At 61.2% G+C, this 25,827-nt stretch carries 29 protein-coding genes; 15 read left to right on the top strand and 14 right to left on the bottom strand.

Annotated elements, in window-relative coordinates:
• Window positions 1–23 precede the first annotated feature (23 nt).
• On the top strand, window positions 24–383 hold the full coding sequence (locus tag AC1D3C_RS20920) for a nuclear transport factor 2 family protein (RefSeq protein ID WP_477484180.1): 360 nt from the start codon (window positions 24–26) through the stop codon (window positions 381–383).
• Between the two features lie 15 nt (window positions 384–398).
• Here AC1D3C_RS20920 and AC1D3C_RS20915 read toward each other — a convergent pair whose 3' ends face one another.
• The 6 genes from AC1D3C_RS20915 to infC form a co-directional block, all read right to left on the bottom strand.
• The gene (locus tag AC1D3C_RS20915) at window positions 399–1,016 is read right to left on the bottom strand and encodes a hypothetical protein (RefSeq protein WP_477484179.1); all 618 of its coding nucleotides are present in this window, start codon (window positions 1,014–1,016) and stop codon (window positions 399–401) included.
• Between the two features lie 80 nt (window positions 1,017–1,096).
• Window positions 1,097–3,520: a phenylalanine--tRNA ligase subunit beta gene (gene pheT / locus AC1D3C_RS20910; RefSeq protein WP_477484178.1), complete on the bottom strand. Its 2,424-nt coding sequence runs from the start codon at window positions 3,518–3,520 to the stop codon at window positions 1,097–1,099.
• Between the two features lie 13 nt (window positions 3,521–3,533).
• Entirely contained in the window at window positions 3,534–4,616 is a 1,083-nt protein-coding gene (pheS, locus tag AC1D3C_RS20905) for a phenylalanine--tRNA ligase subunit alpha (RefSeq protein WP_038548296.1), read from the bottom strand.
• A 155-nt stretch (window positions 4,617–4,771) separates the two neighbouring features.
• A complete protein-coding gene (rplT, locus tag AC1D3C_RS20900) occupies window positions 4,772–5,176 on the bottom strand; it encodes a 50S ribosomal protein L20 (protein ID WP_037079680.1) in 405 nt (134 codons plus the stop codon).
• Window positions 5,177–5,215: 39 nt separating this feature from the next.
• Window positions 5,216–5,419, bottom strand: a complete 204-nt coding sequence (gene rpmI / locus AC1D3C_RS20895) for a 50S ribosomal protein L35 (protein WP_007751830.1) — start codon at window positions 5,417–5,419, stop codon at window positions 5,216–5,218.
• 198 nt (window positions 5,420–5,617) lie between these two features.
• Window positions 5,618–6,154 (bottom strand): translation initiation factor IF-3, encoded by a 537-nt coding sequence (infC, locus tag AC1D3C_RS20890; protein ID WP_038548290.1) that lies wholly within the window; start codon window positions 6,152–6,154, stop codon window positions 5,618–5,620.
• A 181-nt stretch (window positions 6,155–6,335) separates the two neighbouring features.
• On the opposite strand from infC, the gene AC1D3C_RS20885 reads away from it, so the two are divergent.
• The 3 genes from AC1D3C_RS20885 (at window position 6,336) to AC1D3C_RS20875 (ending at window position 9,605) form a co-directional block, all read left to right on the top strand.
• Window positions 6,336–7,139 (top strand): alpha/beta hydrolase, encoded by an 804-nt coding sequence (locus AC1D3C_RS20885; protein WP_477484177.1) that lies wholly within the window; start codon window positions 6,336–6,338, stop codon window positions 7,137–7,139.
• Between the two features lie 130 nt (window positions 7,140–7,269).
• Window positions 7,270–7,884: a transglutaminase-like cysteine peptidase gene (locus AC1D3C_RS20880; RefSeq protein ID WP_247031686.1), complete on the top strand. Its 615-nt coding sequence runs from the start codon at window positions 7,270–7,272 to the stop codon at window positions 7,882–7,884.
• Window positions 7,885–8,024: 140 nt separating this feature from the next.
• Entirely contained in the window at window positions 8,025–9,605 is a 1,581-nt protein-coding gene (locus AC1D3C_RS20875) for a sensor histidine kinase (protein ID WP_477484176.1), read from the top strand.
• A 103-nt stretch (window positions 9,606–9,708) separates the two neighbouring features.
• Here the strand turns inward: AC1D3C_RS20875 and mbfA are convergent, their stop codons facing one another.
• A complete protein-coding gene (gene mbfA / locus AC1D3C_RS20870; RefSeq protein ID WP_477484175.1) occupies window positions 9,709–10,692 on the bottom strand; it encodes an iron exporter MbfA in 984 nt (327 codons plus the stop codon).
• A gap of 240 nt (window positions 10,693–10,932) precedes the next feature.
• Here mbfA and AC1D3C_RS20865 point away from each other — a divergent pair, with 240 nt between their 5' ends.
• Window positions 10,933–12,039 (top strand): TRAP transporter substrate-binding protein, encoded by a 1,107-nt coding sequence (locus AC1D3C_RS20865; RefSeq protein WP_477484174.1) that lies wholly within the window; start codon window positions 10,933–10,935, stop codon window positions 12,037–12,039.
• Between the two features lie 54 nt (window positions 12,040–12,093).
• Here the strand turns inward: AC1D3C_RS20865 and AC1D3C_RS20860 are convergent, their stop codons facing one another.
• Window positions 12,094–12,378, bottom strand: coding sequence for a helix-turn-helix domain-containing protein (locus tag AC1D3C_RS20860; RefSeq protein WP_477484173.1), 285 nt, complete (start codon window positions 12,376–12,378; stop codon window positions 12,094–12,096).
• Window positions 12,379–12,569: 191 nt separating this feature from the next.
• Here AC1D3C_RS20860 and AC1D3C_RS20855 point away from each other — a divergent pair, with 191 nt between their 5' ends.
• From AC1D3C_RS20855 to AC1D3C_RS20835, 5 genes are all read left to right on the top strand, one after another.
• Window positions 12,570–13,676: a TRAP transporter substrate-binding protein gene (locus tag AC1D3C_RS20855; protein WP_477484172.1), complete on the top strand. Its 1,107-nt coding sequence runs from the start codon at window positions 12,570–12,572 to the stop codon at window positions 13,674–13,676.
• Window positions 13,677–14,034: 358 nt separating this feature from the next.
• A complete protein-coding gene (locus AC1D3C_RS20850) occupies window positions 14,035–14,244 on the top strand; it encodes a cold-shock protein (RefSeq protein WP_007770461.1) in 210 nt (69 codons plus the stop codon).
• 126 nt (window positions 14,245–14,370) lie between these two features.
• The gene (locus AC1D3C_RS20845; RefSeq protein WP_038548261.1) at window positions 14,371–14,658 is read left to right on the top strand and encodes a hypothetical protein; all 288 of its coding nucleotides are present in this window, start codon (window positions 14,371–14,373) and stop codon (window positions 14,656–14,658) included.
• 51 nt (window positions 14,659–14,709) lie between these two features.
• Window positions 14,710–14,952, top strand: coding sequence for a 30S ribosomal protein S21 (gene rpsU, locus AC1D3C_RS20840; protein ID WP_038548258.1), 243 nt, complete (start codon window positions 14,710–14,712; stop codon window positions 14,950–14,952).
• Between the two features lie 41 nt (window positions 14,953–14,993).
• On the top strand, window positions 14,994–15,215 hold the full coding sequence (locus AC1D3C_RS20835) for a hypothetical protein (protein WP_038548255.1): 222 nt from the start codon (window positions 14,994–14,996) through the stop codon (window positions 15,213–15,215).
• 60 nt (window positions 15,216–15,275) lie between these two features.
• On the opposite strand, the gene AC1D3C_RS20830 is transcribed toward AC1D3C_RS20835, so the two are convergent.
• The gene (locus AC1D3C_RS20830) at window positions 15,276–16,490 is read right to left on the bottom strand and encodes an MFS transporter (RefSeq protein ID WP_477484171.1); all 1,215 of its coding nucleotides are present in this window, start codon (window positions 16,488–16,490) and stop codon (window positions 15,276–15,278) included.
• Between the two features lie 201 nt (window positions 16,491–16,691).
• The gene (locus tag AC1D3C_RS20825; RefSeq protein WP_167551681.1) at window positions 16,692–16,862 is read right to left on the bottom strand and encodes a hypothetical protein; all 171 of its coding nucleotides are present in this window, start codon (window positions 16,860–16,862) and stop codon (window positions 16,692–16,694) included.
• 188 nt (window positions 16,863–17,050) lie between these two features.
• On the opposite strand from AC1D3C_RS20825, the gene AC1D3C_RS20820 reads away from it, so the two are divergent.
• The 3 genes from AC1D3C_RS20820 (at window position 17,051) to AC1D3C_RS20810 (ending at window position 20,104) form a co-directional block, all read left to right on the top strand.
• Window positions 17,051–17,659 (top strand): TetR/AcrR family transcriptional regulator, encoded by a 609-nt coding sequence (locus AC1D3C_RS20820; protein WP_477484170.1) that lies wholly within the window; start codon window positions 17,051–17,053, stop codon window positions 17,657–17,659.
• A 36-nt stretch (window positions 17,660–17,695) separates the two neighbouring features.
• Window positions 17,696–18,910, top strand: coding sequence for an MFS transporter (locus AC1D3C_RS20815; RefSeq protein WP_477484169.1), 1,215 nt, complete (start codon window positions 17,696–17,698; stop codon window positions 18,908–18,910).
• Window positions 18,911–19,021: 111 nt separating this feature from the next.
• Window positions 19,022–20,104 (top strand): alpha/beta hydrolase family protein, encoded by a 1,083-nt coding sequence (locus tag AC1D3C_RS20810; RefSeq protein WP_477484168.1) that lies wholly within the window; start codon window positions 19,022–19,024, stop codon window positions 20,102–20,104.
• Between the two features lie 8 nt (window positions 20,105–20,112).
• Here AC1D3C_RS20810 and AC1D3C_RS20805 read toward each other — a convergent pair whose 3' ends face one another.
• The 4 genes from AC1D3C_RS20805 to AC1D3C_RS20790 all read right to left on the bottom strand — a co-directional run bounded on the left by AC1D3C_RS20805 (window position 20,113) and on the right by AC1D3C_RS20790 (window position 22,487).
• The gene (locus tag AC1D3C_RS20805) at window positions 20,113–20,616 is read right to left on the bottom strand and encodes a hypothetical protein (protein WP_477484167.1); all 504 of its coding nucleotides are present in this window, start codon (window positions 20,614–20,616) and stop codon (window positions 20,113–20,115) included.
• A 249-nt stretch (window positions 20,617–20,865) separates the two neighbouring features.
• Window positions 20,866–21,255 (bottom strand): hypothetical protein, encoded by a 390-nt coding sequence (locus AC1D3C_RS20800; RefSeq protein WP_038548243.1) that lies wholly within the window; start codon window positions 21,253–21,255, stop codon window positions 20,866–20,868.
• A gap of 108 nt (window positions 21,256–21,363) precedes the next feature.
• Window positions 21,364–21,885, bottom strand: coding sequence for a GNAT family N-acetyltransferase (locus AC1D3C_RS20795; protein ID WP_477484166.1), 522 nt, complete (start codon window positions 21,883–21,885; stop codon window positions 21,364–21,366).
• A gap of 26 nt (window positions 21,886–21,911) precedes the next feature.
• Entirely contained in the window at window positions 21,912–22,487 is a 576-nt protein-coding gene (locus tag AC1D3C_RS20790) for a helix-turn-helix domain-containing protein (protein ID WP_477484165.1), read from the bottom strand.
• A 174-nt stretch (window positions 22,488–22,661) separates the two neighbouring features.
• Here AC1D3C_RS20790 and AC1D3C_RS20785 point away from each other — a divergent pair, with 174 nt between their 5' ends.
• Window positions 22,662–23,915: an MFS transporter gene (locus AC1D3C_RS20785; protein WP_477484164.1), complete on the top strand. Its 1,254-nt coding sequence runs from the start codon at window positions 22,662–22,664 to the stop codon at window positions 23,913–23,915.
• Window positions 23,916–23,996: 81 nt separating this feature from the next.
• Window positions 23,997–25,823, top strand: coding sequence for a translation elongation factor 4 (gene lepA / locus AC1D3C_RS20780; RefSeq protein WP_038548234.1), 1,827 nt, complete (start codon window positions 23,997–23,999; stop codon window positions 25,821–25,823).
• Window positions 25,824–25,827: the final 4 nt, after the last annotated feature.

The following is a 25,827-nucleotide window of genomic DNA, read 5'->3' as shown; positions in this document are numbered from 1 at the left end:
GCGCTAACGATGGGAGAAGATCGATGTCCGAGGAGCGGGCCGTTCAGGCGGTGATCCATCTCTATGTGGACGGAATGACGTTTGCGCATGAGGCGGCGCTCCGAAAGGCTTTCCACCCCAAGGCCTGTATCATCGGCAATTACGACGGCGCGGTCGAATGGCTGTCGCTCGACGACTTCATCGGGGCGGTCACATCGGAAGGTGCAGCACCCGCCGATACACAGCCGCTGATCCAGATCGAGGCGCTCGACGTCACCGGCGACGCCGCGACGGTCAAGGTCGTCGACCAGTTCGCCGGCATGCGGTTCTCGGATTATCTCTCGCTTCTGAAGATCGAGGGCCGCTGGGTGATCGTCAACAAGCTCTATTACCTGCATTCCTGAACGGTCCGCCATCGCTTACCGCTTAAGCGCCGGAAACCCCACGTAGTGTTCGGAATGATCGCCTTCGTTGTTGGGCATCCCGATCTTTGTGAGCACGCCGCGCGGCTCGGCGAAGCTGCGGATCCGGCGGGCGGGTTTTTCGTGCCACTGGATGTTCATCGCCCAGAGTTTCGGAAAGACCATGATCGACGAGTAAGGCAGGTGGTCGTGGATCCACCAAGCCATCTTCTGCCAGTCGCCGTCGTCGTGATAGTTGTCGATCAGCCAGGGGAAAACGACGCAGGCGGTGGCGCCCATGAAGCCCTTGGCATCGCGCCGATCCCAGATATGGTCGGCCGCCGTGTTGGCATTGGAGGAGCAATTGAGATTGTTCTTGTTGCCGAATTCGTTGACCTTAGCGCAGCGATAACCGGAGCGCAGGTGCAGCCGCCCAAACGTTGCCTGTAAGGGTTCCAGCAGTTCCTCGCAAAGATGCCGGCCAGCCTCGATCGCCAGATCCGGATCTTCCGGAATGTTCGGGATCGCGTAGAAATTGGCGATCTCCGAAAACAGGAAATCGCGGAAGAAGAAGTTCTTCGACAGCCTCACCCGGCCGAGTTCCTCAAGTCCTTTCATCGATCCCGGTGCGCGCATCCGTTCCTCCAAAATAAAAAGCCTGCCCCACATCATCCGTGAGGCAAGCTATCTTTCAGAGGTGATTCAGGCCACCCGTTTTAGGCGCGCAGAGTTCCACCGGTGGTCTTTTCGACATTGGCGACGATTTTGGCCGTCAGCGTATCGAAATCCTCGTCGGTCAGCGTGCGCTCGGCCGGCTGGATCAGCACTTCGATCGCAATCGACTTCCGGCCCTCACCGAGCGATGCGCCCTCGAACACGTCGAAGACGTTGACGCCGGTGATCAGCTTGCGGTCGGCGGTCGACGCCGCCTTGACGATCGCGCCGGCCTCGACATCGCTCGAAACCACGAAGGCGAAGTCGCGCTTGACGGCCTGGAACGGCGAAAGCTCCAGCGGCGGCTTGGTGCGCGTCGCCTTCTTCTTCGGCTCAGGCATGGCGTCAAGGAAGACCTCGAAACCGCAGAGAGCGCCGGAAACGTCAAGGGCGCCGAGCGTCTTCGGGTGGAACTCGCCGAAATAACCGAGCACGACCTTGGGACCCATCTTGATGGTGCCGGAGCGGCCGGGATGATACCATTCCGGTGCGCCCTTCTCGATCTGGACGTTGCCCATCGGCAGGCCGCAGGCTTCGAGCACCGCCAGCGCATCGGCCTTGGCATCGAAGACATCGACCGGCTTGCCGCCGCCCTTGGCATTGTTCGACCAGAGACGGCCGGTGCCGTTGATCGAGGCCGTGCCGCGACGGATGCCGCCGGCAACGCGGCGCTGGCCTTCCGGCCTATCGCTTTCGTACGTGCCGGACACTTCGAAGATCGCCACGTCACCAAAGCCCTTGTCGGCATTACGCTGCGCCGCAGACAGCAGGCCCGGCAGCAGCGACGGCCGCATGTCGGACATGTCGGCTGCAATCGGGTTGGCGAGCTTCAGCGCCTGGGCGCCGCCGCCGAAGAGCTTTGCCTGATCTTCCGGAATGAAGGACCAGGTGACGGCTTCCAGCATGCCGCGCGAGGCAAGCGCCCGCTTGGCGGTGCGGGTGCGGATCTGCAGGGTTGTCAGGATCTTAGCATTGACGCTCGAGAGTTTCTCGATCGGTTCGGGCTTGATCTGGTCGACGCCATGAATGCGCATGACTTCTTCGACGAGGTCAGCCTTGCCGTCGACGTCAGGACGCCAGGACGGAACGGTGACGGAAACGCGTTCTCCGGAACCTTCGACCGCGAAACCAAGTCGCGTTAGGATATGACGGCTTTCCTCGGTCGAGACTTCAAGGCCGGTCAGGCGCTTCACTTCCGCATAAGGGAAGTCGACGATCTTCGGCTGATATCCCTTGTAACCGACGACTTTTGCTTCGGTGGCGACGCCGCCGCAGAGTTCCAGCACCAACTGGGTGGTGCGGTCGAGGCCGGGAACCATATATTCCGGATCGACGCCGCGCTCGAACCGGTAACGGGCATCGGTGATGATGCCGAGCGAACGGCCGGACTTGGCGATGTTGATCGGGTCCCAGAGCGCGGATTCGATCAGCACGTCGACGGTGTTTTCGTTGCAGCCGGAATGTTCGCCGCCCATGATGCCGCCGATCGACTCCACGCCGTTGTCATCGGCGATGACCACGTTGCTGGGGTTGAGCTTGTATTCGCGCGTATCGAGCGCCAGCACCGTCTCGCCGTCCAACGCGCGCCGAACGGTCAGGTCGCCCTTCACCTTGGCGGCATCGAAGACATGCATCGGCCGGCCGTGGTCGAAGGTCATGAAGTTGGTGATATCGACCAGCGCATTGATCGGGCGAAGGCCGATCGCCTTCAGCCGCTGCTGCATCCACAGCGGGCTCGGGCCGTTCTTGACGCCGCGCACGAGGCGAAGGCCGAAACCGGGGCAAAGCCGCTCGTCGTCGAGAATGATCTTGAGACCGACGGACGTCTGCCCCTCGGTCTTGAAGTCGGGCTTTGCGTGCGGCTTCAGCGTGCCGAGGCCGGCCGCGGCCAGATCGCGGGCGATGCCGTGGATCGACGTGCAGTCGGGACGGTTCGGCGTCAGGTTGATCTCGATGACCGGATCGTCGAGGCCGGCATAGGAGGCAAAAGGTGTGCCGACCGGCGCGTCCAGCGGCAGATCAATGATGCCGTCGTGATTGTCCGACATGTCGAGCTCTTTTTCCGAGCACATCATGCCGTGGCTTTCGACGCCGCGGATATTGCCGACGGCAAGCGTCACATCAATCCCCGGAACGTAAGTTCCAGGTTTCGCGAATGCGCCGATCAAGCCGGCGCGTGCGTTGGGGGCGCCGCAGACGACCTGCACCCGCTTGCCGTCGCCGGCATCCACCATCAGCACCTTGAGCCGGTCGGCGGATGGATGTTTTTCGGCCGAGAGAACCTTGGCGATGACGAACGGCTTGTAGGCCGCCTTGTCGTCGACATCCTCGACTTCGAGGCCGATCGCGGTCAGGCGCTCGCAAATTTCATTGAGGGTCGCATCCGTTTCCAGATGATCCTTCAGCCAGGAGAGTGTGAATTTCATCGTCGTTTCTCCCTTACGCGCTCAGGCCGCCGAACAGCGTCGGCATGTCGAGCGGGCGGAAACCGTAGTGGTTCATCCAGCGGACGTCGGCGTTGAAGAAGTCGCGCAGGTCCGGCATGCCGTATTTCAGCATGGCGATACGGTCGAGGCCCATGCCCCAGGCAAAACCCTGGAACTCGTCCGGATCGAGCCCGCCGGCGCGCAGCACGTTCGGGTGCACCATGCCGCAGCCGAGGATTTCCATCCAGTCGGTGCCTTCGCCGAACTTGACGATCGGGCCGGAGCGGTCGCACTGGATGTCCACTTCGAAGCTCGGCTCGGTGAACGGGAAGAAGGACGGGCGGAAGCGCATGGTGACGCTGTCGACCTCGAAGAAGGCCTTGCAGAACTCTTCGAGGATCCAGCGCATGTTGCCGACATGCGACTTGCGGTCGACCACCAGTCCTTCGACCTGATGGAACATCGGCGAATGGGTGGCGTCGCTGTCCTGACGGTAGGTCTTGCCGGGGATGATGATGCGGATCGGCGGGCTCGAGGCTTCCATCGTGCGGATCTGCACCGGTGAAGTATGGGTGCGCAGGACCTTGCGCTCGCCGTTCTCGTCGGGCTGGAAGAAGAATGTGTCGTGCATCTCGCGAGCCGGATGGCCTTCCGGGAAATTCAGCGCCGTGAAGTTGTAGTAGTCGGTCTCGACATCCGGGCCCTCGGCGATCGAGAAACCCATGTCGCCGAAGATGGCGGTGATCTCGTCGACGATCTGGCTGATCGGATGAATGCGGCCGCGCTCGGCTGGAGAAGAGCGCACCGGCAGCGAGATGTCGACCGTCTCGGCCTTGAGGCGCGCTTCGATTGCCGCGTCCTTCAGCACCGACTTCCGCTCGGTGATGGCGTCGGTAATCTCGTTCTTCAGCGCGTTGATCGCCGCACCGCGGGTCTGGCGTTCTTCCGCCGACATCGAGCCCAGCGTCTTCAGGAGCTCGGAGACCGAGCCCTTCTTGCCAAGCGCGCCGACGCGCACGGCCTCGATCGCCGCCTCGTCACTGGTGCCGGCGATTTCCGCCAGAAGCGAAGTTTTCAGGTTTTCCAGATCGGACATGGTTTCTTCCGTTTGATGCTCGGCGAGATCTATTGCGAGGTCGTGACGGCTGTTTGTCGGAATGACGTGCGCAGTGCAAAAGAAAAACCCGCGCCAGCCGTAACCAGCGCGGGTTTCCCAAAATCAGTAAAGCTAATTAGCTTGGGAAGCGCTGGTTAACGAACCGCGCTTTCAAACTCGTTGGTGGTGCCGGCTTCCTTGAGGTAATCAAGCGCCTTCTTGGCAGCAGCAACCAGAGCGCCGAATGCTTCCGGCTCGTGGATTGCCATGTCGGAGAGGACCTTGCGGTCGACTTCGATGCCAGCCTTGTTGAGGCCGTCGATGAAGCGGCCGTAAGTCAGGCCGGATTCGCGGACGGCAGCATTGATACGCTGAATCCACAGAGCGCGAAAATTGCGCTTCTTGACGCGACGGTCGCGCGTGGCGAACTGACGCGAACGATCGACGGCAGCCTTGGCGGCCCGGATCGTATTCTTGCGGCGGCCGTAGAAGCCCTTGGCTGCCTTCAAAGTCTTGGTGTGCTTGGCGCGGGAAGTGACGCCCCGTTTTACGCGTGCCATGTCATGATCTCCTTAACTGATCCAAAAGTGACGAGGGTCTCAGAGACCGTTCGGCAGGTAGTTCTTGATAACCTTCTTGCCATCGGGTTCGGCAAGGATCATCGTTCCGCGTGCATCGCGGATGAACTTGTTGGACCGCTTGATCATGCCGTGGCGCTTGCCAGCGGCTGCTGCAACGACTTTGCCGGTCGCGGTGATCTTGAACCGCTTCTTGGCAGCCGATTTCGTCTTCATCTTGGGCATTTTGCTACTCCAGTTTTGTATCGAAACCACAGACGATGCTGGTTTCAAGCATTTAGAACAGCCACGGCATGCCCTGCCGGACCGTTCGGAACGCGCGCTTATAACCGCAGTCGGTCAAAAGCGCAATGGGAAAGAAGACATGACGAAAATCCGGCGGCCAAGCCAGCCGGTCCGTCGAAAAGGCATCCGGTGCGGCGCTTATTTCGGCGCCAGCACCATCATCATCTGGCGACCTTCGAGCTTCGGCTCAGCTTCCACCTTGGCAATTTCCAAAGTATCGTCCTTCACCTGAAGCAAAAGCTTCATGCCGAGTTCCTGGTGGGCCATTTCGCGGCCGCGGAACTTCAGCGTCACCTTGACCTTGTCGCCCTCTTCAAAGAAACGGTTCATCGCCTTCATCTTCACGTCATAGTCATGCGTGTCGATGTTGGGCCGCATCTTGATTTCTTTGATTTCGACGATCTTCTGCTTCTTGCGGGCTTCTGCCGCTTTCTTCTGGTTCGCATATTTCAGCTTGCCCAGGTCGAGGATCTTGCACACTGGCGGCTCGGTGTTCGGCGAGATCTCAACGAGATCGAGGCCGGCGTCCTCAGCCATCTTGAGAGCCTGCTCGGTCGGAACGATACCAAGGTTCAAGCCTTCGGCATCGATAAGCTGGACCTTGGGAATGCGAATTTCCCGGTTGGAGCGCGGCCCGTCCTTAACAGGGGCATCGGTTTTGAATGGTCTGCGGATGGTCGTATTCTCCTAGATTGTTTCGGACCGCAGCGACACATTGACAGCGTCCGGCTTGCGGCCGACGGCAATGTCGTGATCGCTACGGCGAAGTCAATAGCATAGCCGCGCGAAAAAATCACCTGCTGTCCTATGCCTAAGAATCTGTTTTATAAGCGCGGCAAAACCTCAGGATTCCGCCATGACCGACGCAGCCAACCTCACCCGCAAAACGATCACCGTCGGTTCTGGAACGCTTGCGCGGGAGATCGCGATCATCCATCGGGCCCCGCGCAAGAAGACGTCGGGACCTGCCTTCGTCTGGCTCGGCGGCTACCGGTCGGACATGACCGGCACCAAGGCCGTCGAACTCGACGCGCTCGCCGACGAACTCGGGCTCGCAGCGATCCGCTTCGATTATTCCGGCCACGGCGCGTCCGGCGGCGCCTTCCGCGACGGCACGATCTCGCGCTGGCTGGAAGAAGCTGCCGCCGTTCTCGACGACATCAGGCCGAAACGCGTCATCCTGGTCGGCTCCTCGATGGGCGGCTGGATCACGCTGCGCCTGGTGCAGGAACTGAAGAAGCGGAAGAGGGCCGCAAAAGTCGACGGCATCGTCCTGATCGCTCCGGCGCCGGATTTCACGGCGGAACTGATCGAACCGAAGCTTACCGAGGTTGAGCGGCAGTCGCTTGCCGAACGCGGCTATTTCGAGGAGCGCTCCGAATACAGCGCCGAACCCAATATCTATACGCGCGACCTGATCGAGGATGGCCGCAAAAACTCGGTGATGACAGGGATTATCGAGACCGGCTGCCCGGTGCATATCCTGCAGGGCATGAAGGACCCGGACGTGCCCTACGCCCACGCGCTGAAGCTCGTCGAGTTCCTGCCGGCCGACGATGTCGTGCTGACGCTGATCCGGGATGGAGACCACCGGCTTTCCAGGCCCCAGGATATCGAAAAATTGAGAACCGCGGTCTCGGCCCTAATACTTAATGATTAAATTTTGGGCTGATACAAAAATGTTGCAGCCTTAACCATAATGCGAATGGTGRGCCGTTAACAAAAGTCACCGATTGACTCTCTCTCCCGTACGCCCTTAACCTTTCATTAGGATTTGAAGGGACGGGTCCATGAAGATAGCCTTGCAGGCACGGCGTTTCGCCGTGATCCTAGTTAGCATACTTGTACCAGTGAGTGCCGCAGTTCCGGCTCCAAGACCAATGGCCGCCATGGTCACCGGCGCCGTCACCTCCCAGCCGATCGGCCATTACGAATTCTGCCAGAAATATACGGCGGAATGTTCGATCAAGAGCCGTTCCGCTCCTTCCCCCAAAGTCAGCGCCAAAGGCTGGGCTACCGTCCGTCAGATCAACCGGGCCGTGAACGCCCGCTACATCGCCAAGACCGACCGGGAAGTCTATGGCCGCGAAGAGGTCTGGAGCTATCCGACGAATTTCGCAGACTGCGAAGACTATGCACTCGAAAAGCGCAAGGAACTTGCCGCTCAAGGCTTTGCCCTTTCCGACCTTCTGATGACCGTCGTCCGCAAGCCGGACGGCGAAGGCCATGCGGTGCTTACGTTGCGCACGTCCGATGGCGACTTCATCCTGGACAACCTCGATAACGAGGTGAAGCCCTGGTTTGCGACGCCCTACACCTTCCTGAAGCGTCAGGCCTCGTTCAACACGGGACGTTGGGTCACCATCGAAAACGGCCGCGACCTGCTGGTCGGCGCGTTGAAATAAGTCACACACTTAAGTACAAGTTAATATTCGCCTGCAACCATAGAGGCTGCGGGCGAATGTTTTTGGTATCGGCATATCGGAAGACATTTCCTCAATGCAGCCAACCTGCTAGGAGGGAATCTCTGAAACCGGAGCGGGTTGTGCGTGACGAGGTGAAAACAGGTTTGCCACGCGCGGCCCGTGTAACGAGGCCTGCCCTCCCGATCCTGCTGACCGGTGTGTTTGCCCTTGTCCTGCTGACGGTCGCCGGCCTTATTGTCCTCGAAAACTACCGGAACGCCCTGAAGGAAGGCGAAGCCCGCGCCCTCTCGTCTGCGCATGTTGTCGCGGCCCACCTCGAGTGGATGATCGAGGCGAGCGACCAGGCCCTGCGGCGCATCGAAACCGAGGTGGGGGACAGGCCCATCGATGCCTCGCCCAATCTTGCGGCCGACCTGTTGCGGGCTGTCGGCCAACTGCCGGCCGGTTTTCAGTATTCGCTTCTCGATGATGCCGGCGTCGTCCGCTTTTCCAGCCCCGGCGGGGATGCCCTTGGAAGCATATCCAACAGTGAGAACGAACGCGCCTATTTCGCGAGGCTGAGGGATGGCCAGGAACTGACATTCACTCGGCTGCTCGACAACGAACGGGCCGGCAAGCCATCCTTCACCGTCGCACGGCGGATCGACCGGAACGGGATTTTCCGAGGCGTCGCCAGCATTACCATCCCGAACGAGAGCCTGGACGGCTTCTGGGCCTCGATGGGGCTTGGGCCGAATTCAACGATTTTGATCATCAGGGATGACGGCTGGCTGATCGCACGGCGGCCGGCGGCAACACGCCCGATCGATCTCAGCACGACCGCGTGGTACCCGATGACGCGTCAAATGCCCTCCGGCTTCTACCACAGTCCGGTCTCCCCGATCGACGGTCACGCCCGCATCGTCGCCTTCTGGAAGGTCTCCGGATGGCCTCTCATCGCCCTTGCTGCAATCGCACGGCAGGAAATTCTCGACCAGTTCTGGCGCAATCTCTTTTCCGACGCGCTGGTTATGCTGCCGTTGATGGCGTTGCTGGTCCTCGGCGCCTTCTGGATCAACCGCCTTCTCTACCGGACCGCCGTCCGCAACGAGGAACTGGAGCAGGCGGTGGAGCGCAATCGCTTCCTGCTGCGGGAAATTCATCACCGGGTGAAGAACAATCTCCAGGCGGTGCTGGCGCTCGTGCGGCTGCAGGCATTACCGGTCGATGCGCGCGACGACATGACGAGGCGCATCGCGGCGATGATCGCCGTGCACGAGCAGATCTACCAGAACGACCAGTTCGAACAGGTCGAGGTGGCGCCCTATGCCACCAAGCTGATCAACGACATCGCCTCGGGCTACGAGACGCCTGTCGTGCTCGATCTCAGGCTGCAGGCGCTCACTGTCGATCGCGAACAGGCTCTGCCGCTTGGGATGATCATCAACGAGGTCGTTTCCAACTCATTCAAATATGCCTTTGTCGGTCGTCAAAGCGGCAAGCTTTCCGTCGAACTCGGCGAAGACGGCGACAATCTGAGCCTCGTCATCCGCGACGACGGCCCGGGCATCGAGGCCTTCAATCGGACCGGCGGCATGGGCAGCAAACTGATTGCCAATTTCGTCAAACAGCTCGGGGGGCATTTCACCACCCACAACGACGGCGGCGCGGTGTTTTCGCTCGAGGTACCCCGGGTCAGGGCGCCGCAACAGGCGGCGTGAGGCTCTTCCCAGCAGACTTCAGGCTGCTCGTTTGAGCTTCGGGAGTGTGCCGCACCGGATCCCGGCCCTTCGCTTTGGGCTCAGGACGTTCAGCCGTCGCGCTTCACCCATTCCCGATCAGAATGCCTGCGGCGAGCACCAGCGATCCACCGAACACCACCTGGACCACGGCCCGCAGAAACGGCGTTTCCATGTAGCGGTTCTGGATGAAGGCGATCGCCCAGAGTTCGAAGAAGACGATGATTGCGGCGACGATGGTCGCGGTCCAGAAATGCGGAATGAGATAGGGCAGCGTGTGGCCGAGGCCGCCGAGCGCCGTCATGATGCCGGAGGCAAACCCGCGCTTGATCGGAGAACCGCGTCCGGAAATCTTGCCGTCGTCGTGGGCGGCTTCGGTAAAGCCCATGGAAATGCCGGCACCGACCGAGGCCGACAGGCCGATCAGGAAGGTCGACCAGGTGTCGCCCGTCGCAAAGGCCGCTGCGAAGATCGGAGCCAGCGTCGAGACCGAGCCGTCCATCAATCCTGCGAGACCCGGCTGCACGTAGGTGAGGATGAACTGGCGGCGGGCGGTCTCGTCTTCCTCGGTCTTCACGTCGTCGGTCACGTGCTTGTCGCCGAGCATGCGGGCGATGTCCTCGTGCCCCTGCTCGGCAATCGCCAGGTCGCCGAGCAGCTGCCGCGTCGAGGCATCGGAAACCTGCTTTACCGCTTCGGTGTAAAACCGGAAAGCCTGTTGCTCCATGGCTTCCGCCTGTTCCCGAATGGTGTCGAGCGACAGGTTGCGGGTCAGCCAATCCGGCTTGCGTTCGTAGAAGCCGCGCACATGTTCGCGGCGGATCAGCGGGATGCGTTCGCCGAAGCGTGAGCGGAACATCTCGATCAGCATGTTCTTATGGGTCTGCTCGACATCCGCCATGTCTTCGAACACCTTGGCGGATGCGGGAAACTGATCCTTGAGATTGTCCGCATAAGCGAGATAGATCCGCGCATCCTCCTCTTCCGAAGCGATGGCGAGCGCCAGGATTTCCTTCTCGTCGAGGGAGGAGAATGGGCGCTTGGAACTGGAAAGAAGACGGGCGAGCATGAAAAACCTCTTATTAGAATTGTTCTAAATTAAAGCCCTGCCTGAAAACTTCAAGAAATTTCTGCCTCCCCGCGATCGAAAGACAGCGGGAAGGCGTCGCGCAATATCCGGAAAGGTTTACTGCGGCGCAGCGTAATCTTCTGGATTTTTTTCTTGCCGTTCCCGAAACGAAAGGACTATGAGCTGCACCGCGCGGGCCAAAATCCGGGCACCTCCCAAAGTTTAGAAGGCATAGATCCCATGAACCGCAGAAACTTCTTCCGGCAGGCCGCGACCGCCGGCGTGGGCGCCGCCGCAGCGACCGCGCTCGCAGCGCCTGCAATTGCCCAGGAATCCCCGAAGATCACCTGGCGGATGACCTCGTCGTTCACCAAGAATACCGACATTCTCTGGTCCGCGGCCACTGACATCGCCGAAAGCGTCAAGGAAGCGTCGGACGGCAACTTTACGATCCACACCTTCGCCGCTGGCGAAATCGTGCCGCCGCTGCAGGCCGCGGATGCCGTTTCCAACGGCACTGTCGAAATGGCGCATACCTGCGCCTATTACTATATCGGCAAGGATCCGACGTTTGCGCTCGGTACCGCCGTTCCATTCGGTCTCAACGCCCGCCAGACCAATGCATGGTTCTCGGTCGGCGGCGGTAACGAGCTGCTCAACGATTTCCTTGGCGGCTACAATCTCTTCGCGCTGCCGGCCGGCAATACCGGTGCCCAGATGGGCGGTTGGTACCGCAAGGAAATCAACACGATCGAGGACCTGAAGGGCCTCAAGATGCGCATTGCCGGCCTCGCAGGCCAGGTGATGCAGAAGCTCGGCGTTACTCCGCAGCAGATCGCCGGCGGCGACGTCTATGCGGCGCTCGAAAAAGGCACGATTGACGCCACGGAATTCGTCGGCCCCTATGACGACCAGAAACTCGGTTTCGTGAAGGTCGCCAAGTATTATTATTACCCGGCATGGTGGGAAGGCGGCCCGGCCGTCCACGCCTTCATGAACAAGGAAAAGTTCAACGCCCTTCCGAAGAGCTACCAGCGCATGATCAAGGATGCATGCGCCAATGCCAACCAGAACATGCTCTCCCGCTACGACACCAGCAACGCCAAGGCGCTGCGTCAGCTCGTTTCGGAAGGTGCGGTCCTGAAGCCGTTCAGCCCGGAAATCCTCGAAGCCAGCTACAAGGCTGCGCTCGAAGTCTATGCCGAACTCAACGCCAAGAACGCCGCCTTCAAGAAGATCTACGACAGCCAGCAGGCCTTCAAGAAGGAAGGCTATCTCTGGAACCAGATCGCCGAATACAGCTACGATACTTTCATGATGGTGCAGCAGCGCAAGGGCACGCTGTAAACAGCGTGCGTTCGCAACATCAAAGCCCGGAGCATTGCTTCGGGCTTTTTTCTATCAACCTTCGACCAGTTCGATATCGCCAGCCATCCTGTCGCGCAGGCGTCCGACATCGCGGGCCGGCGAGGCGCCGAACTGTCGGGAATATTCGCGGCTGAACTGGGTGACGCTTTCGTAGCCAACCGAGAAGGCAACACGCGCCGTATCGCCCGCTTCCGCCAGCAGCCGGCGGCGGGCTTCGTGCAGGCGGATGCTCTTCTGGTACTGGATCGGGCTCATGGCAGTCACGTCCTTGAAGTGGCGGTGAAAGATCGAAACACTCATGCCGGCAACCCGCGCCAATTCGTTCGACGACCAAACTCTTCCATGGTGAATACGAACTTCGCGCGCGCAATTGCCCGGTCGGCCTTGAGGTTGGCCGGGTACCAGTGCGACTTTTTGGAATTTCCTTGCCGTTCCCGAAATGAAAGGATTATGAGCGAAATCGACAGGGCCGGGACTGGCCGCGCACTTTTTGCTTCGAGGAGGATTCCATGGACCGCAGACGTTTCTTCAAGCAGGCCGCCACGGCCGGGGTCGGCGCCGCTGCCGCAACCGCACTTGCCGCTCCGGCAATTGCCCAGGAAAGCCCGAGGGTCAGCTGGCGACTGACGTCCTCCTTCCCGAAAAGCCTCGACATCATCTTCAACGCCGCCAACCAGATCGCCGATAGCGTCAGGAACGCCACCGACGGCAAGTTCACGATCCAGACATTCGGGGCCGGCGAAATCGTGCCGCCGTTGCAGGCGGCAGACGCGGTTGCCAACGGTACCGTCGAAATGGCCCATACCTGCTCCTATTATTATATCGGGCAGGACCCGGCGTTTGCGCTCGGCACCGCCATTCCCTTCGGCCTCAATGCCCGCATGACCGATGCCTGGTTCACGGCCGGCGGCGGCAACGACCTGATCAACGAATTCCTGGCCCCGCGCAATCTCTATGCCCTGCCCGCCGGCAATAGCGGCACCCAGATGGGCGGCTGGTTTCGCAAGGAAATCAACACGATCGATGACCTGAAGGGCTTGAAGATGCGAATTGCCGGCCTCGCAGGCCAGGTGATGCAGAAGGTCGGCGTCACCCCGCAGCAGATCGCCGGCGGCGATGTCTATGCAGCGCTCGAAAAGGGCACGATCGACGCCACCGAATTCGTCGGCCCCTATGACGACCAAAAACTCGGCTTCGTGAAGGTCGCCAAATATTACTATTACCCGGCATGGTGGGAAGGCGGCCCGGCCATGCATGCCTTCTTCAATCTTGAAAAGTTCAAGGGCCTGCCGAAAAGCTACCAGCAGATCGTCACCGATGCCTGCGCCGCGGCCAACATGAGCATGCTCGCCAATTACGATGCTCACAACGCCACGGCGCTGAAGAAGCTGGTTGCCGAAGGCGCGGTGCTGAAAGCCTTCAGCCGCGAGATCATGGATGTCTGCTTCAAGGCAGCAATGGAGACCTATGCCGACCTCTCGGCCAAGAGCCCGGCCTTCAAGAAGATCTACGACAGCCAGCAGGCCTTCAAGAAGGACGCTTATCTCTGGGCGCAGATCGCCGAATATTCCTACGACACCTACATGATGACGCAGCAGCGCGCCGGCACGCTCTGACCAGATCGTCGTAGTGACATGCGCCACGCCCGGAGCGATCCTCCGGGCGTGGTGTTCGAAAGCCGGCTGTCGACGCTTCAGAATCGGTCGCCGAACCGGCCAAAGCGGTTGCTAATTTCGATATTGCATTGTAAAATCATGTCGTTGATTGAGAAAATCGGCATTGCCGTTGAGCGCCCGGAAAATTAAATCTCCGCGGCAGCATTGATTATCAACGGATAAAGCTTATATTGACGCTATCGAAAATTGCTTGCGACCTTTGTTCACGGGCCTGGTGCTCAGTCAGATTTCCTCTCAAATATCGATCAAAGCGGACGGAATACTGTCCGCAATCTCTAACGATTGAAAGGAAATCGTTATGAATACTGGCACCGTAAAGTGGTTCAATAGCACCAAGGGCTTCGGCTTCATTCAGCCTGATGACGGCGCGACGGACGTTTTCGTTCACGTTTCGGCTGTCGAACGTGCCGGCATGTCTTCCCTGACGGAAGGTCAGAAGATCTCCTACGAGATCGTTCGCGACCGCAAGTCCGGCAAGAGCTCGGCCGACAACCTCCGGGCCGCATAAGGATGTCATTCGCCTCGGCTGACCACGGATGTACTGGCAGCGACGGCTTGAATGACGGGAAGAGGTCGGGGTAACGCCCGGCCTTTTTGTTTTGCCCCGGCTTTTGGCCGGTTCAAGGAGACCACGATGAGCGCAAATGTCTATGCCATAGGCGATAACATCGTCCTCAAGGCAGGCCTTACCCGGACCGCCACTGGCGACCGGACATGCCGCGTCGTGGGCCTTTTGCCGGCAGCCGACCGAGGTGAAAACCAATACCGGGTACGTTTCGGCAGCGAGAATTTCGAGCGCCGGATCGTCGAAAGTGATATCGACACTTCCGAGACCGCATCGTCCACCAAGAAGGACGAGGCTTCCGACGCCGCCCCAGCCGGACCTTGGCTGAAGCCGTCGAGCATTCGTATCGGCAAGTAATTCAACATCTTGATCGAACGCGGGATCTGCCCGCAATGGAAAGGATTTAGTTTGCAGGTTCTAGTCAGAGACAACAATGTCGAGCAGGCACTCCGGGTGCTGAAGAAGAAGATGCAGCGCGAAGGCGTCTTCCGCGAGATGAAGGCGCGCAGCGCCTACGAGAAGCCCTCCGAAAAGCGGGTGCGCGAAAAGGCTGAAGCCGTTCGCCGTTACCGCAAGCTGGCGCGCAAGAAGATGCAGCGCGAAGGCCTCCTGCCGGCTCCCAAAAAAGTGGTCCGTCCGGCGCGCGGATAATTTGTCGACCGCACGGACATCCCATCAGGAAGGAGGATATTATGGCCGCCACCAAGGACGAATTCTTCAATCCCACCAAGCTTTCCGCGCGTGACAAAGCTGCCGCGACAGATCACACCGCGCGCTCCATCATTTCGGCGGAAGCGACCCAGCGGGAAAAGAAAACCGAGAAACTGAGGCAGCTTCGCCTTGAACGCGAAGCGGCGGAGCCTGCTCCGGCCCCGGTTCGAGCCAAGGGCCGCAAGGCCCCGGCAGATCACTGAATTTCAAAAGCCCGGAATTTTCCGGGCTTTTTGCTTTGTGGCTCAGCATGTGTGAGCCGCTCAAGCGGCCTGAAGCTGTGCCGGCTGGCGTGGCAGCGGCGGAAAGGCGAGAGCGATCGCCACCGCCCCGAGACCGACCAGCGCCGAACCGAAGAACAGCCAGTCATAATTTGCGAAATGGTCGAAGGCCCAGCCGCCGGCGAGAGGTCCGAAGGCCATGCCGAGGCTCGAGAGCATGGTCGCCGCGCCGAACACGGTACCCATGATCTTCGGTCCGAAATAGTCGCGCGCCAGCACCGCATAGAGCGGCATGACACCGCCATAGGTGCCGCCGAAGATCACCGCCAACATGTAGAACTGACTGAGATCGCTTGCCATCGTGTAGGCGGCGATGACGGCTGCCTGGACCATCAGGCCGCCGATCAACACCGGCTTGACACCCAGCCGGTCGGCCAGCACGCCGAACAGAATGCGGCCGCCGAGACCGGCCGCGCCCTCGACGCTGTAGATGCTGACCGCCGCCATCGGCGCCACGCCGCAGAACATCGCATAGCTCACCATGTGGAAAATCGGCCCCGAATGGGCAGCGCAGCAGGCCGAGAAGGTTAATCCAAGCACCAGGAATTGCGGCGAGCGGAACACCCGCGACAGCGGCATGCCGGCACCTTCTGCCTGCGGTTCGGAGGCCGTGCCGCCCGCAGCCGCCACGGCCGGCGGATTGCGGACCAAAAAGGCCGTCGGCAGCAGCAAGATCCAGGCGCCGATGCCGATGAAGAGCATCGCCATGCGCCAGTCGTCATAGGCGGTGATCAGCCAGCGGGCAAAGGGCGAGATGGTCATCGGCGCCATGCCCATGCCGGCCGATACCAGTGAAACAGCCAGGCTGCGATGCTCGTCGAACCAGGACATGGTGACGGCGATCATCGGCGCGAAAAAGGCGCTCGCGGCAAGCCCGACCAGGCAGCCATAGATCAGCTGGAAGGCGATCAGGCTCTGCGTCTGACTGGCGAGCACCAGCGCCAGGCCAAGAAGCACCGCCCCGATCAGCACGACGACGCGTGCGCCAAAACGGTCGCTCAACGTGCCCCACATGAAGCCGCCGAGGCCCATGACGACGAAATTGAGCGTCATGGCGCTCGATATACCGGCATGCGACCAGCCGGTCGCCTTGGCGATCGGTTCCAGAAAGATGGCCAGCGAGAACATCGTGCCGACGGCGACGCAGCCCATCAAGGCGCCGGCAGCGACGATCACCCAACGATAATTGCTACTCATGTCTACTCCCCTATGTCACAGGTTCCGAAATCCGGACGGCATGCGCAGCATCGCCATGCCCATCCTTGAACCAAGGACGGCCGGGCCCCTTCTCTCCCGACAGAGCCGACCGATTTTTTTCGCAACCGGATTTTTGGATCATAGAACAAAAAAGCCCCGCACGCGGCGGGGCTCTCCAAAATCCCTTGATGGTGGTGACGTCTAGCTGCTGCCGGTGTTGGGACGGTTCTTGCCGACATTGGTATTGGTGGACGCCGTCTTGCCGTCCGGGTTCTGGCCGTAATAGGTGCCGCCGAGGTGGCCGCCGGCACTGGTGTTCTCGACCTGGCGTTCGGCGCGTTTTACGGCTTCCTGTACGTCACTCTTGCTCATGTCTGCCTCCAGCTTTTGCGGTTGGTGACAGGGACGTAACCGCCGGGCGCCTCAAGTGTTCCCGCTAATCGTCGGACCCCGCACGCCCGCCAACATCGAAACTTCATATACTACGGCCAGGTTTTCCCTTGACGAAGCGCAAAGACGCCTCTATTTGGGAACGATCGTTTCCAAACTAAGCCGACATCATGGACATCAACAGCACTGGGCGTCCGCCGGGTCGCCCCCGCGAATTCGAGATCGAAGATGCACTCGACAAGGCGATCATCGTCTTTTCCGAGAGGGGTTATCACGCGGCCTCGATTTCCGAGCTGAAGGACGCCATGGGGCTTGCCGCCGGCAGTCTCTACAAGGCGTTCAAGGACAAGAAGGCCGTCTTTCTCGCAAGCTTCGACCGCTACAAGCAGGTCCGCAATGCACTTCTCGACCAGGAACTGGCCGAAGGCGCAAACGGCCGCGACAAGGTTTCCCGCATGCTGCGCTTTTATGCCGAAGCCTCCCACGGCGAAAACGGCCGGCGCGGCTGCCTCGTTGTCGGCACGGCGATCGAACTCGCGGTCTACGATGCCGACGCAGCCGAACGGGTGGGCCGCTCGATGGCCCGGACCGAAGCCATGATCGAGGCACTCATCCGCGAAGGCCAGGCGGATGGCTCCATTCCGCCGGCGATCGATCCCCTCGCCACCGCCCACGTCCTGCTCTCTGTGACGCAAGGCCTGAGAGTGCTCGGCAAAACCGGGCCGAACCGGGACCGCGCCTTTTCCGTGGTCGATGCGGCCATGAAACTTCTCGACTGATTTTTCAATGCAATCCTTCCTCCCAAGGAGCTTTCCATGACCACCAATACCGCAACGATGGCCACGCCGACGGCCGCCTCCGGCTTGTCCGCCGCGATGACCTTCGTCATGGCAGCAGCCTGCGGGCTCATCGCCGCCAATCTCTATTATTCCCAACCGCTCGCAGGGCCGATCGCCGCCTCGATCGGCCTGCCGACGCATGCGACAGGCCTTATCGTCACGCTGACCCAGATCGGTTATGGCCTCGGCCTGCTGCTGGTCGTGCCGCTCGGCGACCTTCTGGAAAACCGCCGGCTGATCCTCACCATGATCGGCGCGGTCACCGTGGCGCTGCTCGGAGCCGGCCTGTCGACCGCGACCGTCCCGTTCCTCGCCGCGTCGCTGGCGATTGGCATCGGCTCCACCGCCGTGCAGATGATCGTGCCGTTTGCCGCCAGCCTGACCAATGACGCCAATCGCGGCCGGGTGGTCGGCAATGTCATGAGCGGGCTGATGATCGGCATCATGATGGCCCGGCCGGTCTCGAGTTTCGTTGCCGAGTTCTCCTCCTGGCACATCGTCTTTTTCCTATCGGCTGCGGCGATGATCGTGCTCGGCTTCGTGCTTGCCGCCCGCCTGCCGAAGCGCATTCCGCAGACAAAACTCTCCTATTTCGCCCTGCTCGCATCGATGGGCCGCCTTTACGCAACCCAGCCGGTCCTGCGCCGCCGGGCGTTCTACCAGGCCTGCCAGTTCGCCACTTTCAGTCTGTTCTGGACGGTGACGCCGCTGGTTCTCGCCGGCCCCGCCTTCCATCTCAGCCAGGCCGGCATCGCGCTGTTTGCCCTGGCAGGTGTGGCCGGCGCCATCGCCTCGCCGATCGCCGGACGCCTGGCCGACCGGGATCTCGGCCGGCCCGCGACGATCTTTGGGATCGGAGCCGTCGCCGTCGCCTTCCTGATCACCCATATCGCGCCCGAAGGCTCGATCATTGCGCTCGCGCTGCTGACGATTGCCGCCATCCTGCTCGATTTCGGGGTGACGATGACGCTCGTGATCGGCCAGCGGTCGATCTACAATCTCGGCGCGGACCTGAGAAGCCGGCTCAACGGCCTCTACATGGCGACCTTCTTCTGTGGCGGCGCGATCGGCTCCGCCGTCGGCGCCTGGGCCTTTGCCGAGGGCGGCTGGCTGCTTGCCTCGTCGCTCGGACTTGCCCTGCCGGTCATCGCCTTCCTCTATTTCCTGACGGAAAAGCGCGCCGGGGCTTGAGGCCATAGGACAAGATCACGTTCGAGGACGACCTCGAACGTGATCGAGGTCGCCGAAAGGCCGCCATGACGCGAGGAAGGAGCCTTCGTTTTTAAAACGGACGAGGCTCACATGCGATTGAAGTTTCCCTTTCTTGTTCTTCTTCCCTTCATCAGTCCGTTCCTGGCCGATACCGCCTTTGCCGGCGATGTCCTGCCCGTCGGCATCCAGAAGATCAGCGTCGTCTCACCCACCCGCGACCGCGCGCTGGCAGTGACTGTTTGGTATCCGTCGAAGGATGACGGCCGAACCGGCTCCGCCGGCGAAAACCCAATATTTGAAAATTCCACCGCCTCCCGAAACGCCACCATCGAAGCCGGCCGGTTCCCTCTCGTACTCGTCTCGCATGGTTCGGGCTCACGAGCAGACGGCATGGGCTGGATCGCCATCGAACTGGCGAAAGCCGGCTTCATCGTTGCCGGCCCCGATCACCCCGGTACAACGAGCGGTGATTCCACGCCGGAGGCCACGCCTAAAATCTGGGAGCGGACACAGGATATCTCGGACGTCATCACCGCGCTTTCAGCCGATCAGCGCTTCAAGACTTCGGTGGACAAAACACGCATCGGTGTGCTCGGTTTCTCGCTTGGCGGCAGCACGGCAATCGAGCTTGCCGGCGCGCGTGCCGATCTCGATGCCTACAAGCACTATTGCGAGACCAATTCCGGCATGATGGATTGCCGCTGGTTTCGCGGCGGGCGCGGTTTTGCCGGCGGCGAAGAGGTGGCGGTCGAGCCGCTGAACCTCGACAGCGTCGACCGCAGCCGCTTCGAGCAGTCGAACCGGGACGCCCGCATTTCGGGAGCGGTGCTGGTTGATCCCGGTCTGGTCGAGGCTTTCAAGCCCGATAGTATCGGGGCGATCGATATCCCGCTCGCCTTCATCAATCTGGGCGGCGCGGGTGAGATCCCGGCCGCCGTGCTTTCGGAGGCGCTCGCCAAAAAGGCTTCGAAAGCGACTTATGCCCAAGTCGATAAGGCCGACCATTTCAGCTTCCTGCCCGTCTGCAAGCCTGGCGCCGAGGAATTCCTGAAGAAGGTCGGCGAGCCAGACCCGATCTGCAGCGACACCAGCCGGCCGCGCCACGATATCCATCGCGAACTGGCCGGACTGATCATCACAGCTTTCAAGAGGATGTTGAACACCGGCGGTTGACCGGCAGGCTATTTCGCCGGCTTCGGAATGCCGGAAAGGGCCGTGCCGTCCTTGGCGCGGCTCGTCAGGTGCCTGAAGGCGCCGTCCCTGAACTCGAAGAAATGCGCGCCCTTGGCGCTTTCCTCGTTGAGCACGCCGGAAAAGACGATCAGCCGGCTGTCGCTGCGGTAATAAAAGGGTTCGCCCTCACCCCAGCAGCAGACTGAATAGGGAAGGAAGGTGACCTTGCCGCTGCGGGCATCGATGACTGCGCCGCCCAGGCATTCGGCGCCGCAGCCCCATGTCGTGAGAATATAATGCCCTGCAAAATTCACCGGCTGTTTCGCCGCTGCCCTCAGCCGGGTCGCGAAGCTCCGGTCGTCCTCCGTCACCAGCTTTACCGGAGCACTCGGGCCGGAATAGACTTTCTCGGCAAACTGCGCGAATTTCGGCACATCCTCGGCGGCCGCAGCTGCGGCAAGGCTCAGCCAGAGGCACGCCAATAGTCCGATTCTATATAAATCCCGCGTCATGTTCCCGATCATCCGCTACTGGATGGACGATGGTGGAGGCGGCATATTCGCTTGCGGCGCCTGTTTTATATCTCTCTTCGGAACGGGAAATACGCAATGAAAATCTTGATGGTCGATGTCGACGGTGTGCTCATTCACGGACGACCCGCTGACGGCCGAGCGGCCATCACCCCGTTTGCGGCCACTCAAGAAAGCCGCTGAGCCGAAAGGATCGGCCGACAGCGCGGCCGATCCTGTTGCAGATCCCGCTTACTCGACCAGATTGATTTCCTCGGTCTCGCCGCCGCTGCAAACGTAGCAGCAGTCTTCGCAAGCTTCCTTGTTGTTCGGGCCCGTGCCCCAATAGGTCTGCTTGTCGCCGGAGACCCAGGCACCGTAGCAGATGTTCTCGCCCTGCTGGCAGGAGAGGTGGATCTGCTTGGATTCGCCGTCATCCAGATAATAGACCTGATTGCCGCCCGGCCAGACATGCTTGCGGTCCTGGCTATAAAGCTCGACCTCGACGGCGTTCGGATGTTCGTTGCGCATCACGAAGCTGACGTCGGCGGACATAACCTGACCAGCGATGGAGCAGACGGTTGCCGTCAAAGCCACCAGGGCTGCGCGGCGGATCGCCGGCAGCGAATTAAAAATCAACATAAAGCCCCCTATGATAGCGCCTGATCAACGGGCGCCCGTTCATATGCCCTGATTTGCAAGAATAAATCGAGATGGAGGGGGACGTGCTGGTGGATTTTTCTTGGACCCTCAAGCAACCCGCTTGTAAAACAACGTGGTGGCGCAGAAACCGCCCTGCGGCCACATGGCATAATCCGGAATGACGCCGACCCGCTCCCAGCCTAAGCGCGGATAGATCTTTTCCGCCTCGCTGCCGGTCGCGGTGTCGAGCACCAGAAGGGTGCGGCCGCGCCGTGCGGCTTCCGCTTCCACCGCCTCCATCAGCCTGCGCGACAGGCCGAGCCCGCGGGCAGAGCGATGCACGAGGAGCTTCATCAGGTCGCCGCGATGCGGCTGGTTCGGCTTTGAGGCAAGGCCCACCTGCACCGTGCCGACGACCTTGCTCTCCATTTCGGCCACCGCGAGGATGATGCCGCCTTTTTCGACCGCGTCGGCAATCTCCTGCCAATAGCCGACCGCATCCTCCGGCGCGAAGGGCAACATGAAGCCGAGCGAAGCCCCGCCGTTGACGCAGTCGGACAGGGTTTCGGAGAGATCGGTTATGGCAGCGCGGGTTTCGCCGGCATCGAGGATGCGGATGGTGGCGGTCATCTTGAAAAATCTCCTGATGAAAATGCTCAGCGGCCGCGGTCGAGGATGACCGCATACCGGGCCGGCTTGTCGGACGGATTGTGGAAGTCGAAGGCGGCGCCGATATCCATGTAGAGGCAGTCGCCGGGATGAAGCGTATGGACGGTCTCGCCGATGACCATCTCCAGCACGCCCTCGAACAACCAGACATGCTGGGTCATCACCCGGCTCTCCTCGCGCGGCGGAAAGCTAACCCGCGCATGGGCGGGGAAATCCACCTCGACGATATCTACCCTGCTCGGCGTGCCCGGCGGCGAAACCGAGCGGCGCAGATAACCCGTATGCGGATCGCGCCACAGCTTCTGTTCCGCCCGGCGGCTGAGCGGCGAGTTCTGCGGCTCGTCATCGGCGAAAAAGGCCGAGAGGGAGAGCCCGAGGGCCTCCGACAGCCTTGCCAGCAGCGCCGCCGTCGGGCTCGCCTCGGCCCGCTCGATCCGCGAAATCATCGCACGGCTGACGCCGGAGCGGTTCGCCAGCTCGTCCAGCGTCAGACCGGCGCGGGCCCGCAGGCTCTTCAGCCGCTCGCTGATAGCGTTTTCAATGTCATGATCCGTGGCTTCCATGATTTGAGAATTGCATTCTCTTATCGTGGAATCAAGTGCGCAAATGATAGAGTTGGCGAATTTTACAAGCGATGGCGCTTCCGCGATAGCTCCTGTCATGGTCCATCGGCTATGGAGCAGTATCGGGCTTTAAATCGGCGGAAATCGCCAACGCCCGCGCTTGCGGGGGACGAGATGAACGGCCAGACATCCGAGACGGCGTCGCCCCTGTCGATCGCCAGCATCGTCGTCTCGATGACGATCGCCGCCGTCGGCAGCGGCATCATGTCCGCCTATGTCCCCTTCGTGCTGACGGAGACCGGCTCTTCCTGGGCCGCCAGCGCCGCGGTTCCGACGCTTGCCTTCGGCGGGCTGATCGGCTGCATCGTCGGCGGACCTCTGATCCGCCGGGTAGGCCATGCTCGCCTCTTCTCCTGCTCGATGGCGATGGTGATCATCGCCGCCGTGCTGATCGCCACCAACCCGCCGCCGATCTGGTGGGTTTTGGCGCGCGGCGTCTACGGGGCAGCGTCCAACGTCAATTTCATCATCGCCCAGAGCTGGCTCAACCACGCCGCCTCCAACGAATGGCGGGGCCGGGCGATGTCATTCTTCTACATGGCCTTCGTGCTGGGGCTCGGCGCCGGCGCCTGGCTGTTCGGCCGCATTCCGACGGACGGCAATCTGGCGCCGCTTGCCGTCGTCTTCGTCACCGCGCTCGCCATCCTGCCGATCGGGCTCACCCGCCTGCCGAACCCGCCGGCGCCGGCCAATGTCAATGTCGACATCAAGATGGCCTGGCGTATCTCGCCGGTCGGGCTGATCGGCGTGCTCGCGTCCGGCGGGCTCTCGATGGTGATCCAGGGCTTCGTGCCGATCTACGCCACCACCAGCCACGTGGCGCAGGCGGACGTCGCGCTGCTGATGCTGGTGATGCAGACCGGCCTGCTGTTCGTGCAATATCCGCTCGGCATGCTGTCGGACCGCATCGACCGCCGTTTCGTGCTGTTGATCACCTGCGCGCTGATTGTCGCGGCGGGCACCGCGGCGTTGTTCGTGTCCTTCTCGATGATGATCGTCCTGATGCTCGTCTTCCTCGTCTTCGGCGGCGCGGTCGAGACCGTCTATTCAGTCGCCAACGCGCATGCCAACGACCGGGCCGATCCCGGCGATTTCGTGCCGCTCTCTTCGACGCTCTTGGTCGCCTGGTCGACGGCTGCGACCATCGTGCCGCTCGGGGTGACGCTGCTCACCCCGGCTTTCGGCCAGCACACCTTCATCTACGCCGTGATCCTGGTGGCGATCGCCTATGGGACTTACGTGATCTGGCGCCTCAAGGAACGTGTGGGCGTGCCCGCCGACGAACGGGAGAATGTCGGGCTCAGAAGCGCCCAGCTTCCGAACGCCTCCGTGATGACCGGTCCGGAGACCGAAAAGCCCGCCAAATAGCCCACGCCGCTGGGCTTTATCCTCAACGAAAGGTTATCTTTCCGCTTTGCGGCAGGGATTCGCGCTGCTATATGCGCGACCATGAGCACCAATTCCACCCGCACTCCGCTTGACCATATCCGCAACTTCTCGATCGTGGCACATATCGACCACGGCAAGTCGACGCTCGCCGACCGGCTGATCCAGACGACCGGTGGCCTTGCCGAGCGCGACATGTCGGAACAGGTGCTGGACTCGATGGATATCGAGCGCGAACGCGGCATCACCATCAAGGCCCAGACCGTGCGCCTGCATTACAAGGCGAATAACGGCGAAACCTATATCCTGAACCTCATCGACACGCCCGGCCACGTCGACTTCGCCTATGAAGTCTCGCGTTCGCTGTCGGCCTGCGAAGGTTCGCTTCTGGTCGTCGACGCATCCCAGGGCGTCGAGGCGCAGACGCTCGCCAACGTCTATCAGGCGATCGACAACAACCACGAGATCGTCACCGTCCTCAACAAGATCGACCTGCCGGCGGCCGAACCCGACCGCATCCGCGAACAGATCGAGGAAGTGATCGGCATCGACGCGTCGCACGCCGTGCTGATCTCGGCAAAGACGGGCCTCGGCATTCCGGACGTGCTGGAAGCGATCGTCCACCAGCTGCCGCCGCCGAAGAGCGAACTCGGCGAAAAAGGCCCGCTGAAGGCGCTGCTGGTCGACAGCTGGTACGACACCTATCTCGGCGTCATGGTTCTGGTGCGCATTCTCGACGGCGTGCTGACCAAGGGCCAGACCATCCGCATGATGGGCACCGATGCCAAATACCAAGTGGAGCGCGTCGGCGTCCTGACCCCGAAAATGCTGGCCGTCGACAGCCTCGGCCCCGGCGAGATCGGTTTCTTCACCGGCTCGATCAAGGAAGTGGCCGATACCCGCGTCGGCGATACGATCACCGAGGACAAGCGCCCGACCGCCAAGGCGCTGCCGGGCTTCAAGCCGGCCCAGCCGGTGGTGTTCTGCGGCCTCTTCCCGGTCGATGCCGCCGATTTCGAGGACCTGCGCGCCGCGATGGGCAAGCTGCGCCTCAACGACGCGTCGTTCTCCTTCGAAATGGAAAGTTCGGCAGCACTCGGTTTCGGTTTCCGCTGCGGCTTCCTCGGCCTGCTGCATCTGGAAATCATCCAGGAACGCCTGGAACGCGAGTTCGACCTCGACCTCATCGCCACCGCACCCTCGGTCGTCTACAAGCTGACGATGACCGATGGTTCCGAGCGCGAGCTGCACAATCCGGCCGACATGCCGGACGTGGTCAAGATCTCGGAAATCCAGGAACCGTGGATCAAGGCGACGATCCTCACCCCCGACGACTATCTCGGCGGCATCCTAAAACTCTGCCAGGACCGCCGCGGCATCCAGACCGAACTCACCTATGTCGGCAAGCGCGCCATGCTCACCTACGAGCTGCCGCTCAACGAAGTGGTGTTCGATTTCTACGACCGCCTGAAGTCGATCTCCAAGGGTTATGCCTCGTTCGACTACCATCTGCACGGCTATCGCGAGGGAAACCTCGTGAAGATGTCGATCATGGTCAACGGCGAGCCAGTCGACGCGCTCTCCATGCTCGTCCACCGCTCCGCTGCCGAAAAGCGCGGCCGCGACATGTGCGAGAAGCTCAAGGACCTGATCCCGCGGCACATGTTCAAGATCCCGATCCAGGCGGCGATCGGCGGCAACGTGATCGCCCGCGAAACGATCTCGGCGATGCGCAAGGACGTGACCGCAAAATGCTACGGCGGCGACGCCACCCGCAAGCGCAAGCTGCTCGACAAGCAGAAGGAAGGCAAGAAGCGCATGCGACAGTTCGGCAAGGTCGACATCCCGCAGGAAGCCTTCATTGCGGCCTTGAAGATGAAGGACGACTGAGCTT

The organism is Neorhizobium sp. P1_A6, assembly GCF_056406795.1.
Note: the sequence above shows the minus strand (reverse complement) of the source record. Positions and strands in the feature narration are given on the sequence as shown.